Genomic DNA, 12,466 nt, shown 5'->3' with positions numbered 1-12,466 from the left:
TAAGGCTCATATGAGCCAAAATATAAAAGCCCTTTACCAAGCCACTTCTGTAGAACAATTACAAGAAGTTGTGAATCGTTTTGATAGGATCGCTCAAAAGGAGAAAGAAGAATGGCTACCACGCTATTATATGGGATTGGGGTATATTTTTATGGGTACAGGCGCTGAAAATGGGACATTAGTAGACAATTACTTGGATAAAGCCCTTGACCAAATTCAACAAATGGAGGCTATGGAAAAAGATAGGGCAGAAGTTTTAGCCTTAGAAGGCTTTCTTCATATGATCCGATTAACTGTAGATCCGGCAAGTCGGGGACAAAAATATTCCGGTCTTTCTCTTCGGGCACTAAATAAAGCCCAGGAAATTGCCCCTCAAAATCCAAGGGTTCTTTTACTGTTAGGCCAAATGCAAATGGGAGTGGCCCAATTTTTTGGACAGGACAACTCCGAAGCCTGTGGGTTAATATCAATAGCTTTAGAACTATTCGATAGTGTGTCAGTGACCGGGGAGTTGATGCCTACCTGGGGAAAAAAGTCAGCATTGGATTTTCAAAAGAAGTGTAAGGGCTAGTTTTAATTAGGAATTAAATTTTAGGAGTTAGAGCATTAGAAATTGGTGTCTCAAATTAGGAATTTACCATTTACCTCATGCATATTGTAGGATGTAAAGATGATTTTTGATCTCGGGTTGTAGGATAAAGGATTTTAACGTTCGGATGGAGGACTAATAATTGAATAATTCCTAAAAATCATATTTCAGAAAAACTTAAAATGAATAAAACACCCCTCAATTTTTTCCACGTATTCCTGGAATTACTTTTATTAATAGTGGCGGGAATTGTAACCCTTTACTTTTTATGTGAAGCATGTTTTAAGGAAAACCATACTTTGACCTTTTATGCATCTATATATTCCATTAGTTTGTGGGTAAGTCATAGTTATGGGCAAAGCTGGATAAGTCATTTAATTGATAAAAAGATCGGATGGTTGAAAGCTCCTATTAAATGTCTTTTAATTGGCCTGGTGGCCATGTTTTTTTATTCTCTGTTATGTTTGGTAGTAATAAATGGGCTGGCCCAATGGGGCTTTAACTTTAATACTGGATTTTTTACCTTCAAAGGATTTTGGGTTGCAGTGGCTTTTTCAGCTGGTGTTTCCTTATTGATGAATTTGATACTTCATGGAGCAAAATTTCTTCGGTCCTGGAGAGAAACAGCAGTTCAAGGGGAAAAACTAAAGGCTCAACATTTGTCATCTCAATACCAGAGTCTTAAAAATCAGGTGAATCCCGAATTTTTATTCGACAGCTTAAATGTGCTTACTGACCTTGTATATAAAGATCAAGATCAAGCGGATAAATTTATTGTGCAACTATCGCAGGTATATCGCTATGTTTTGGAAAGCAGAAAAAATGAGGTGGTTCTCTTGAAGGATGAATTGGCCTTTTTACAATCATTTCTTTTTATTCAGAAGATGCGTTTTGGGGATAACCTCAGATTTAGAATTGATATACCGGAGGAGTCTACCATAGGAATTACTCCCCAGTCTCTTCAGATTTTAGTTGAAAATGCTATTCAACATAATTTTATTTCTTCGGACCAACCTTTACTGATTGAAATTTTTGATGATAAAGAAGGTTTTATCCAGGTGAGAAATAATTTGCAGGAAAAAAAGAACAAATCTTCGGTTGAGTCTTCTGGAATAGGATTGGAAAAGATAAAAAATCAATATGAATTTCTTTCCAATAAAATGGTTGAGGTTTTGGAAGAAGATGACGTTTTTACAGTCAAAATTCCGGTTATCAAGTTTGACAATCCATGAGTAATAGAGATGAAAGCATAAAAAGAAACACTAGTCGCCACTACTGGAGGGTAGGTTCCTTAGTAGCTATTGGGGGCTTAATAAGTTATTTGATTTGCAGTCCATGTTTTAGTGACTTAGAGCATGTAATCATTTCTACGCTTTACTGTAGCAGTATTATGGTTAGCCAGAGTTATGGGCATGAATGGATCGGAATTCACATTTCAAAAAGAGTAGGATGGCTTAAGGCACCTATTAAAAGTTTGGGGATAGCTTTAATGTCGATTTTTTTATATACCGCAGTAAGCATGTCTGTTCTCACTGCCTTTTTCTATTTGGTATTTGGATTTGGTGCAAATTTTATGAACTCCCAATGGGTTTTTAGGAATCTTGGATTAGCATGTGCTATTGCTCTTTTTATTCATCTGATTTTTCATGTGATATCATTTTTAAAAGCATGGCGGGAGGAGGCTGTTAATGCCGAGAAGTTAAAAGCCCAGATCCTTTCTTCTCAATACGAGGCTTTAAGGAACCAGGTAAATCCACATTTTCTTTTTAATAGTTTTAATGTGCTTTCTAATTTAGTGTATGAGGATCAGGAAAAAGCGGTGAAATTTATTCAGCAACTCTCCCAGGTTTACCGCTATGTGCTGGAAAGCAGGAAACATGAGATGGTTGAGTTAAAAGATGAACTTGATTTTATTAAATCCTATGCCTTCCTTCAAAAAGTGCGGTTTGGTGAAAACCTTCATCTTTCAATAGATATCCCTAGGAAGAGTGAAGGGGCAATTGCTCCCTTGTCCCTACAAATGTTAATTGAAAATGCCATAAAACACAATATTATTTCTTCTGACAAGCCTTTGATGATTGAAATCCTAACTGAAAAGGAGGGTTTTATTACGGTTCGAAATAAACTACAAAAAAAGAACATTCCGGTCTATGAATCTTCAGGCCTGGGTTTGCAGAATATCAAAGAACGTTATAAATATTTGTCTGATCGGTCGGTGGAAATTATTGAAGACACCGAAAATTTCAGTGTACTTATTCCTACCTTAAATTTTAATTAAATGAATATACTAATTATCGAAGATGAGCAATTAGCTGCTAATCGATTGGAAAAGATTATTCAAAAATTGGATCGGTCTGTCGAAGTGTTGCAAAAAATTGAATCGGTGGAGAGAGCTGTGCAATGGTTTAAGCATAACTCGGCTCCTGATCTGGCCTTTTTCGATATTCAATTGGCTGATGGATTAAGTTTTGAAATTTTCGATAAAATAGAAGTGAAGTGCCCCATTATTTTTACCACTGCTTTCGATGAATATGCCTTAAAAGCATTTAAAGTAAATAGCATAGATTACTTGCTCAAGCCTATCGATCCCGAGGAGTTGGGTAAAGCAATGGAGAAATATAAAGCCCTCTTTGCCAAGAATCAACCCTCCCAAAAGGTCCCCAATTTACACAAATTGGAAAAAGCATTAGAGATGCTGAACCCTAATACCAAAAGTCGGTTTGTCGTTAAAACTGGTGAGCGAATTCAGTCAATCCAAGTGGAACAAATTCTCTACTTTGTAAGCAGGGAAAAGGCAACTTTTATCTATGCAAAGGATGACCGTAAATATCTGATCGATTATTCTTTGGAGCAAGTGGAAAAAATGGTGGATAAAAAACGCTTTTTCCGAATTAACCGCAAATATATTATTGCTATTGATGCTATTCAGGATATCATTTCGTACTCCAATAGTCGTTTAAAACTGAATTTAATTGATCATGAAGATAATGATATTATCGTCAGCCGTGAAAAGGTGTCAGATTTTAAACTTTGGTTGGACCAATAGGAAAAATTAATGATATATAATTTATAAATCCAATTGAGTAGAAATTTCAAGTGATGCCATATTATCATTATGTTTAATAAAATAGACATGTTGTTTCCTTAAAGCCTAAAATTGTCGACCCATCGCAATGATTTATTCTATATCCAAACCCTCAATCAAATTTCCTAATACTCTCTCCATTCCATTATAATTGCATAGTTAATATTTCCCCCTCCTGATTGAGGTTCGAGGAAAATATACTTTGTTCAAAGACTTTAATTCCTTTATCTAATACAATTGTTTTCAAGAGAGGTGAAGTGATATTTCACAAGGTAATTCCTAACCATAATCCTTAAGGAAGCACCCTTATTCTGGTCCTGAATGAGCCAATTCAACGTCAGTATAAAATTTTGGGAAACTTATCGATATCAGCAGTTATATAAGAAAAGGGAAATCAGCATTTGAACAGATTATGATGAATGCCTTTCTTTAAGTACCAGATGTCTTTTGAAATTAGGTGTGTTTTTGGTTTTGTGCGGAGACCTTTCGATACTGATTTCCTAAAACGCTTCAATTAGCTTTCCAAAAACTTAAGTGAGTGTTAACAGCAAACAAAGTGCTCACAACATTTTCCCCAGGACCTTTAAAATCCAAACAAATGAGAAAAGTTTTAGGCCTGTCAGCCTTTTACCATGATTCGGCAGCTGCAATCAGCATCGGAGGAAAAATTCTTGCTGCGGCCCAGGAAGAGCGCTTTACAAGAGACAAGCATACGCCTGATTTTCCTATACATTCCGTCAAATACTGTTTGGAATACAGTGGTTTATCGATAGATGAACTGGATGCTATTGTATTTTACGACAAGCCTCTACTGAAATTTGAAAGGCTATTAGAAACCTACTACGCTTTCGCACCCAGAGGTTTAATATCCTTCTTGAAAGCCATACCTGTTTGGTTAAATGAAAAATTATTTCTTAAAAAACTGATCTTCGATAACCTCAGGAAGGTAGAATCCTTCAATAAAAAGAAGATCAGGTTATTATTTCCTGAACACCATCTTTCGCATGCAGCTAGTGCCTTTTATCCTTCCCCTTTTGAAGAATCTGCTATTTTGACAATTGATGGAGTAGGGGAGTGGAGTACTGCCTCTATTGGACTGGGAAAAGGGAATGATATTAAACTTCTAAAAGAATTGAATTTTCCCCATTCTGTGGGATTGCTTTATTCTGCTTTTACCTATTTCTTGGGATTTACCGTGAATTCAGGTGAATATAAGCTAATGGGGTTGGCTCCCTACGGAAACCCTCAATCGGAATCCACTGCTTCCTATGAAAAACTGATTAAAGAATATTTAGTAAAAGTCAATAATGATGGTTCTGTTTGGCTCAATCAAAAATACTATTCTTACGCTACAGGCTTAAGAATGGTTCCTCATAAAAAATGGGAAAGGCTTTTTGGTTTTTCTCGAAGGAAGCCCGAGGAAAAAATTGAACAACACCATTGTGATTTAGCCTTGGCCATTCAAAGGGTGACCGAAGAAATTGTCCTGAAAATGGCTGAAGAAGCAAAAAGAATTACAGGCGCAGACCATTTATGTATGGCTGGAGGTGTAGCTCTAAATTGCGTAGCAAATGGGAAATTATTAAAAGCTAACCTCTTTAAGAAAGTCTATATTCAACCTGCAGCTGGAGACGCTGGAGGAGCCTTAGGAGCTGCATTAGCTGTAAGCGCCCTTTATTTTAAAGAGCCTAGAAGGGTTGATAAAAAACAAGATCAAATGGAAGGGGCTTATCTAGGTCCTGATTTTTCTGATAAGGAAATAGAACTCACCTGCCGAAAAGTAAAAGCGGTGTATAAGAAATATGATCAATTTGATGAATTAGCCAAGGTGATCGCTTCCAAAATAGCAGAAGGAAAAGTTGTTGGATGGTTTCAAGGAAGGATGGAATTTGGGCCACGAGCCTTGGGAAACCGGAGTATTCTTGGGGATGCTCGAAACCCTGAGATGCAAAAGAAATTGAACCTGAAAATAAAATATAGAGAAGGTTTTAGGCCATTTGCTCCCTCGGTACTGGATACTGAAATGTCTAATTTTTTTGAGCTCACTGAAATGTCACCTTACATGCTTTTAGTTGCTCCAGTGAAAGAAGAACGCAGAAAAAACCTTCCCAAGGATTATCATAGCTGGCCTTTATGGGAAAAACTATATTTCCAAAGAAGTGACATACAATCCGTTACTCACCTGGATTTCTCCGCCCGTATTCAAAGTGTGCATAAAGAAACCAATCCCCGTTATTGGAAGTTGATCGATCACTTTAAACAATTAACCGGGTATGGACTCTTGGTAAATACCAGTTTTAATGTGCGGGGAGAACCTATTGTTTGTACTCCTTTTGATGCCTATAGGTGTTTTAGGAGTACAGATATGGATTATTTGGTGATCAACGACTATGTTTTTTCTAAAAAAGAACAAAAGGATTGGGAAGATAAAGAAAAGTGGATGGTGAAGTTTAAAATGGATTGAATGAAGATTGGTTACTCTTATTGATAAAAAATAGGTTCATAAATGTTAAAAAGATGAAAATGCAAAAAAGTGACCCATTAAAAACTTTGCTGACCATAACCATAGGCTTCTTGTTGATATTTATATTTCTTAATTGGGAATGGGCCTTATGGGTATCCCTTTTGATGGGGCTGGTTGGTGTGTTTTCCAACTATTTGACTGTTAAAGTTGATTATTTGTGGATGAAACTAGCTTATTTGTTGAGTTTGGTGGTGCCGAAGGTAATTCTAAGTGTGATCTTCTATATTTTTCTTTTTCCCATTTCTTTATTTTCTAAATGGTTTGGTAAAAAGGATCCTCTCATGTTACGTGATTCCCAAGAGAGTACTTATATAGAAGGTGATAAGGCCTTTGATAAGGAAAGCTTTGAAAATCCCTGGTGAAATTCTGAAAAAAAGGACATAAAAAAACACCGTAAGCTAGCCTACGGTGTTTATTATTTTAATTAGCTTATTCTTAAGCTTCTCCTTTTGTTTCGAAAGGAAGAATGCTTACATAAGATCTGTTTTTAATCCCTTTTTTGAACTCAACAACTCCGTCGGTAAGTGCAAACAAGGTATGGTCTCTTCCAATACCAACATTTTTACCTGGGTGATGTTTAGTTCCCCTTTGTCTTACAATAATATTACCGGCAATGGCCGCTTGACCACCATAGATTTTAACGCCAAGTCGTTTACTTTCCGACTCTCTTCCGTTTTTGGAACTACCGGCTCCTTTCTTGTGTGCCATTTTTTTACCTTATTTAGAAATTCCTTCGATTAATACTTTAGTGAATCTTTGTCGGTGACCGTTTTTCTTCTTGTAACCTTTTCTTCTTTTCTTTTTAAAGACAATAACGGTGTCCCCTTTCACATGATCAAGGATCTTTCCGCTTACTTTGGCTCCTGAAACGGTTGGTACACCAATTTCTACTGTACCATTGTCATCAAGCAATAATACTTTGTCGAATTCTACGGAAGCGCCAGCTTCACCTTCCATTAAAGGAGCATAGATGAACTGATCTTGCGTTACTTTGAACTGCTTTCCGGCTATCTCTACGATTGCGTACATTGTGTAACTGTGTTTTTAATTTGATCGCGTTAATTTTGAGAAACGCAAAATAGACTGCAAAGATATTTTCTTTAACACTAAAATACAACTATACAGTCACTTAATTATTTTTCTTTCTTTTACTCCTTAAAGGCTTTGGTTGAGACAAATTTAATAAAATCTTTGAGCATTTGTGTACTTATATAATACCCTTCTCTGTGTTATGGTTTTTGTCTGCTTTTTAATGAGGATTTACGAAGATAAAAATGCTTTGGATAAATAGATTTTTGATTTTTTTTTGAAAAAAAAAATACCTTTAAATTTTACAATGTAGAGCCATTAAAACTTGGAGGTTGAAATTAAATTATTGGTAAAAACTTTTCTTGGATTTAAAGCGAATTAGTGGACAAGGTGATTTCATAAAAATTGTCATTACATGGCTCAAAATAAGACCGGGAAACTATAAAACAGTTTCCTGAAGAGGATGTTTAAATGATGGAATAAATAGGAGATTTCTTATGAGATGTTGGGGAAATGTACTTTGATTTAATTCCTTACTTTGGAGATATTGTCTTTATAAAACCATAATTAAAAAATAAGTATAGATAAAACCTTGCAAATATATAAACAACTGATTATCAGTTAATTGTTGCTGAAATGGTGTCAGTGGCTCCAATTAGAACTTTTTGATTTTATTCTCCATTTTACCATATTTGTAAGGGTTTGAAGGGAAGAAAGTGAAAGGTAACAGGAATGGCGAATTTAACGTTATGGTTTGATTGACAGAGGAAGAAAAATATTAATCAACCAAAATTGTCTTTCATGTCCGGAGATCATCTTTTTCTTTGTCTGAACTTTCCTAATTGAAAATCCTAAGTTATACTGTAAATAAAAATCGAAATATCGTAACAAATGAGTGGTAAAACGTTTGAGGCGGAAGAACCTATTTTGAAGGAAAATAAGGGTAGATTTGTGTTATTTCCAATACAACACGATGATATATGGGAATTCTACAAAAAAGCGGAAGCAAGTTTCTGGACAGCTGAGGAGATTGACCTTAGTCAGGATTTGAACGACTGGGAAGGCCTAAACGAAGGGGAGAAACATTTTATCTCTCATGTTTTAGCCTTTTTTGCAGCAAGTGATGGGATTGTGAACGAGAATCTTGCCGAAAATTTTGTGGCTGAAGTGCAGTACACTGAGGCGAAATTCTTCTATGGATTTCAAATTGCCATTGAAAATATCCATTCAGAAACCTATTCTTTATTGATTGATACTTATGTAAAAGATCAACAGGAGAAGAAACATTTGTTCAATGCTGTAGAAACTCTTGAATTTGTAAAGAAAAAAGCGGACTGGGCTTTACGATGGATAGACCAAGGATCTTTTGCTGAGCGATTGATTGCTTTTGCTGCTGTAGAAGGAATATTTTTCTCTGGGAGTTTTTGTTCTATTTTCTGGTTAAAGAAAAGAGGGCTAATGCCAGGGCTGACTTTCTCAAATGAATTAATTTCCCGTGATGAAGGGTTGCATTGTGATTTTGCGTGTTTGCTATACAACAATCACCTGCAAAATAAATTGCCAGTGGAGAAAGTGACCAAAATAATCACAGATGCTGTTGAATTGGAAAAAGAATTCGTGACAGAGGCTTTACCTGTGAAATTAATTGGTATGAATGCTGAGTTAATGTGTCAATACATTGAGTTTGTAGCTGACCGTTTACTTGCAGAGCTTAATTGTCCGAAATTTTATAATGCTACTAATCCATTTGATTTTATGGAGTTGATTTCCCTTCAAGGAAAAACTAACTTTTTTGAAAAGAGGGTAGCCGAGTACCAAAAGGCGGGTGTGATAAAAGAGAAAGAGGCTGTTGATAAGCCTAAGTTCTCATTGGATGAGGATTTTTAGTTTTTGAAAGGATATTTTTACCTAAAGGGACATGTAAGTTTTTTTATATTATATGTGATTTTAGTGTGCTTATTATACTTTTTCGATTATATTTTGAGGATCAATACCAAAACAGAAAGACATGTTAGTAATAAAAAGAGATAGCCGAAGAGAATCCGTCAAATTTGATAAAATTACGGCGAGAATCGAAAGGCTTTGCTATGGGCTGGATTTGAAATATATCGAGCCTGTGGAAGTAGCCAAAAAGGTGATTACAGGAATCTACGATGGGGTAACAACTGTAGAATTAGATCAGTTGGCAGCCGAGACTGCAGCAACCATGACTACCCAACATCCTGATTATGCAATTCTGGCCGCACGAATCGCTATCTCTAATTTACATAAAGAAACAGGAAAGTCTTTTTCCAATACCATGAAAAGACTATATACCTATGTAGATCCTAAGACAGGAGAAAATGCTCCCTTAATTTCAAAAGACGTTTATGAGGTAATAAAAAGCAATGCTGCTCTGCTTGATTCAACCATCATATACGAAAGAGATTTCTCATATGATTATTTTGGTTTTAAGACATTAGAGAGGTCTTACTTAATGAAGTTGGATGGTAAGATTGTGGAAAGGCCTCAGCACATGTTGATGCGTGTGGCTGTTGGAATTCACAAGCAAGATATAGAGGCAGCTATCGAAACTTATACTCTTCTTTCTGAAAAGTGGTTTACCCACGCTACTCCAACATTGTTTAATGCAGGAACACCAAAACCTCAGTTGTCTTCTTGTTTCTTGTTGACCATGAAGGATGACTCCATCGATGGTATTTATGATACCTTAAAACAGTGTGCTAAAATTTCGCAGTCTGCAGGTGGTATTGGTTTAAGTATTCATAATGTACGAGCAAAAGGTACTTATATTAAAGGTACAAATGGGGTTTCTAATGGTATTGTCCCTATGTTGCGGAACTTTGATATGACGGCTCGTTATGTGGATCAAGGCGGCGGAAAACGTAAAGGAAGTTTTGCGATTTATTTAGAGCCATGGCATGCCGATGTCTTTGATTTCCTTCAGTTGAAGAAGAACCATGGGAAGGAAGAATTACGTGCCAGAGATCTTTTCTACGCCCTTTGGATTTCTGATTTATTCATGAAGCGAGTAGAAAATAACGAAGAATGGTCTTTGATGTGTCCGCATGAATGTCCAGGTCTTTCTGACACCTATGGGGAAGAGTTTGAAAAACTATACGAAAAATATGAGCGCGAAGGACGAGCTAAAAAGGTTGTAAAAGCGCAAGACCTTTGGTTCGAAATTCTTGAAGCTCAAATTGAAACTGGTACTCCTTATATTTTGTATAAGGATGCTGCTAATAAAAAATCTAACCAAAAAAATCTAGGTACAATTAAGTCTTCTAACTTGTGTACCGAGATTATGGAGTACACTTCTGAGGATGAAGTGGCAGTATGTAACCTGGCTTCTATTGCTCTACCAAAATACGTAACGGAAGATGGTAAGTTTGATCATCAGAAATTATATGACATCACTTATGTGATAACTAAAAATCTGAATAAGATCATTGATATTAATTATTATCCAGTAGAAGAGGCAAGGAATTCCAACCTCCGTCATCGACCGATTGGGATAGGTGTTCAAGGATTGGCAGATACTTTTATCAAATTGCGCATGCCGTTTGACTCAGAAGAAGCACGTGGTTTGAATAAAGATATTTTTGAAACGATCTATTTTGCAGCAATGACCGCTTCGAAGGATTTGGCAAAAGTGGATGGTTATTATGATAGCTTTAAAGGGTCACCAGCTTCTAAAGGAATATTCCAGTTTGATATGTGGGGTGTAACTCCAAATTCAGGACGATGGGATTGGAATACGCTGAAACAGGATGTGAAAAAGCATGGAATTCGCAATTCCTTATTGCTGGCTCCTATGCCTACGGCTTCTACTTCCCAAATTTTGGGGAACAATGAGTGTTTTGAGCCTTACACTTCAAATATTTACTCAAGAAGAGTATTGTCTGGAGAATTTATTGTGGTGAATAAGCATTTATTGAAAGATTTGATTGACTTGGGGCTTTGGAATGAGGAGATGAAGAATAAAATGATTGCGGCTAATGGCTCTATTCAGGATATTCCAGAAATCCCTCAAAACCTTAAGGATATCTACCGTACAGTTTGGGAGATTTCTCAAAAATCTATCCTAGAGATGGCAGCCGATCGTGGGGCTTACATTGATCAAAGTCAGAGTTTGAATGTCCATATTCAGGATCCTAATTTCGGTAAATTGACGTCCATGCATTTCTTTGCTTGGAAGAAGGGGCTGAAAACAGGAATGTATTACCTTCGAACTAAAGCCGCTGCTGATGCGATTAAGTTCACAGTGGATAAACAAAAGGTAGAGGTTCAACCTACAGCTGCAGAATTGCAAGCCCAAAATCAATCAGATATGATGTGTTCTTTGGATAATCCAGATGATTGTATTGCCTGTGGAAGTTAAAAAATAGAAATAATTCTTTTTAATTTGTGAGGAGTTAGGAATGTCTATTCCTAACTCCTCATTTTTTTAGCCCCCATTATTCCTTTTTCACTCTTAATTCTTAGAGTTCTTTGTCATTAAATTTTCCCCTTCTTTATAAGTCGTCTGTATTCTTTGGTCAGGCGAGTTTGTGAGGCACCCAGATAATACAGTATATAAATATAAACAAAGATGGTCATCAGGCGAACAGTGCCATTGACCTGAAACTTTTTAGTGGAGGTTTGTACCGTTTTATTCATCACCACAAACTTTCCATATTTTCTTAATCGGGGAATAATTTCATGATCTTCCATCACCAACATTTCTTCACTGAAACCTCCAGCCTGAATAAAACAGTCTTTGGTGACAAATAAGCTTTGATCTCCGAAGCGAATGGCATTTACATTAAAGGAGGTTAACCACCCAATAAATTCTAATAACCAATGACTTTTGTCAAATGAAAGGCTGTAGCATCCACATTTAGCTCCTTTTTGAATAGCCATCTGAATGTCTTTAGAAAAATTTATAGGAGGGAAGGTGTCTCCATGTAGAAAATAAAGAATTTCTCCTTTTGCCTGCCTACTCCCTTCATTCATTTGAGATGCCCTTCCTTTTTTAGAAGCAGAAATAACTTTTGCTCCAGCCTGTTTAGCTAATTCTATGGTTCCGTCTTGGCTATTACCATCCACTACAATGATTTCAAGGATATGGTTGGGGTCTGTTTTGTGTTGGAGATGGTGAATTAGTGATTCAATTTGTTCTGATTCATTGTAAGTAGGAATGATAATACTGATTAACATTATATGCCCCAGATTTAATTAGGAAAAATGATTTGGGAGT

General features: G+C 36.3%; 11 protein-coding genes. 8 read left to right on the top strand and 3 right to left on the bottom strand.

Annotation, left to right across the window (positions count from 1 at the left end):
* The 6 genes from E1171_RS17635 to E1171_RS17610 form a co-directional block, all read left to right on the top strand.
* The coding region (locus E1171_RS17635; protein WP_222931534.1) for a hypothetical protein at positions 1-571 on the top strand (571 nt) is incomplete at its 5' end.
* 200 nt (positions 572-771) lie between these two features.
* Positions 772-1,821: a sensor histidine kinase gene (locus E1171_RS17630; protein WP_155207376.1), complete on the top strand. Its 1,050-nt coding sequence runs from the start codon at positions 772-774 to the stop codon at positions 1,819-1,821.
* On the top strand, positions 1,818-2,867 hold the full coding sequence (locus tag E1171_RS17625; protein ID WP_155207375.1) for a sensor histidine kinase: 1,050 nt from the start codon (positions 1,818-1,820) through the stop codon (positions 2,865-2,867). Before E1171_RS17630 ends, E1171_RS17625 begins: the two co-directional genes overlap by 4 nt.
* Positions 2,868-3,635 (top strand): LytR/AlgR family response regulator transcription factor, encoded by a 768-nt coding sequence (locus E1171_RS17620; protein ID WP_155207374.1) that lies wholly within the window; start codon positions 2,868-2,870, stop codon positions 3,633-3,635. It begins immediately after the preceding gene.
* 637 nt (positions 3,636-4,272) lie between these two features.
* Positions 4,273-6,138 (top strand): carbamoyltransferase family protein, encoded by a 1,866-nt coding sequence (locus tag E1171_RS17615; RefSeq protein ID WP_155207373.1) that lies wholly within the window; start codon positions 4,273-4,275, stop codon positions 6,136-6,138.
* 59 nt (positions 6,139-6,197) lie between these two features.
* Entirely contained in the window at positions 6,198-6,560 is a 363-nt protein-coding gene (locus tag E1171_RS17610; protein ID WP_155207372.1) for a hypothetical protein, read from the top strand.
* A gap of 73 nt (positions 6,561-6,633) precedes the next feature.
* On the opposite strand, the gene rpmA is transcribed toward E1171_RS17610, so the two are convergent.
* Together rpmA and rplU are read right to left on the bottom strand one after the other, a co-directional pair.
* On the bottom strand, positions 6,634-6,906 hold the full coding sequence (rpmA, locus tag E1171_RS17605; protein ID WP_155207371.1) for a 50S ribosomal protein L27: 273 nt from the start codon (positions 6,904-6,906) through the stop codon (positions 6,634-6,636).
* Positions 6,907-6,915: 9 nt separating this feature from the next.
* Complete coding sequence (gene rplU, locus E1171_RS17600; RefSeq protein ID WP_155207370.1) at positions 6,916-7,227, bottom strand: 50S ribosomal protein L21; 312 nt, start codon at positions 7,225-7,227, stop codon at positions 6,916-6,918.
* Between the two features lie 891 nt (positions 7,228-8,118).
* Between rplU and E1171_RS17595 the strand changes: the two genes are divergently transcribed.
* Positions 8,119-9,114, top strand: a complete 996-nt coding sequence (locus E1171_RS17595) for a ribonucleotide-diphosphate reductase subunit beta (protein WP_155207369.1) — start codon at positions 8,119-8,121, stop codon at positions 9,112-9,114.
* A gap of 121 nt (positions 9,115-9,235) precedes the next feature.
* Positions 9,236-11,608, top strand: a complete 2,373-nt coding sequence (locus E1171_RS17590) for a ribonucleoside-diphosphate reductase subunit alpha (RefSeq protein ID WP_155207368.1) — start codon at positions 9,236-9,238, stop codon at positions 11,606-11,608.
* Positions 11,609-11,724: 116 nt separating this feature from the next.
* Here the strand turns inward: E1171_RS17590 and E1171_RS17585 are convergent, their stop codons facing one another.
* A complete protein-coding gene (locus tag E1171_RS17585) occupies positions 11,725-12,426 on the bottom strand; it encodes a TIGR04283 family arsenosugar biosynthesis glycosyltransferase (RefSeq protein WP_155207367.1) in 702 nt (233 codons plus the stop codon).
* Positions 12,427-12,466 lie beyond the last annotated feature (40 nt).

Origin of the sequence: Xanthovirga aplysinae (genome assembly GCF_009711365.1) — a bacterium.
Classification (GTDB): domain Bacteria; phylum Bacteroidota; class Bacteroidia; order Cytophagales; family Cyclobacteriaceae; genus Xanthovirga; species Xanthovirga aplysinae.
This window is presented reverse-complemented; position numbering and strand designations above follow the sequence as displayed.

Excerpts from the sequence above, each read along its gene's own strand:
- E1171_RS17595 (WP_155207369.1), top strand. The coding sequence starts at position 8,119 with ATGAGTGGTAAAACGTTTGAGGCGGAAGAACCTATTTTGAAGGAAAAT.
- E1171_RS17625 (WP_155207375.1), top strand. The coding sequence starts at position 1,818 with ATGAGTAATAGAGATGAAAGCATAAAAAGAAACACTAGTCGCCACTAC.
- E1171_RS17620 (WP_155207374.1), top strand. The coding sequence starts at position 2,868 with ATGAATATACTAATTATCGAAGATGAGCAATTAGCTGCTAATCGATTG.
- rplU (WP_155207370.1), bottom strand. The coding sequence starts at position 7,227 with ATGTACGCAATCGTAGAGATAGCCGGAAAGCAGTTCAAAGTAACGCAA.
- E1171_RS17585 (WP_155207367.1), bottom strand. The coding sequence starts at position 12,426 with ATGTTAATCAGTATTATCATTCCTACTTACAATGAATCAGAACAAATT.
- E1171_RS17615 (WP_155207373.1), top strand. The coding sequence starts at position 4,273 with ATGAGAAAAGTTTTAGGCCTGTCAGCCTTTTACCATGATTCGGCAGCT.
- E1171_RS17610 (WP_155207372.1), top strand. The coding sequence starts at position 6,198 with ATGCAAAAAAGTGACCCATTAAAAACTTTGCTGACCATAACCATAGGC.
- rpmA (WP_155207371.1), bottom strand. The coding sequence starts at position 6,906 with ATGGCACACAAGAAAGGAGCCGGTAGTTCCAAAAACGGAAGAGAGTCG.
- E1171_RS17630 (WP_155207376.1), top strand. The coding sequence starts at position 772 with ATGAATAAAACACCCCTCAATTTTTTCCACGTATTCCTGGAATTACTT.
- E1171_RS17590 (WP_155207368.1), top strand. The coding sequence starts at position 9,236 with ATGTTAGTAATAAAAAGAGATAGCCGAAGAGAATCCGTCAAATTTGAT.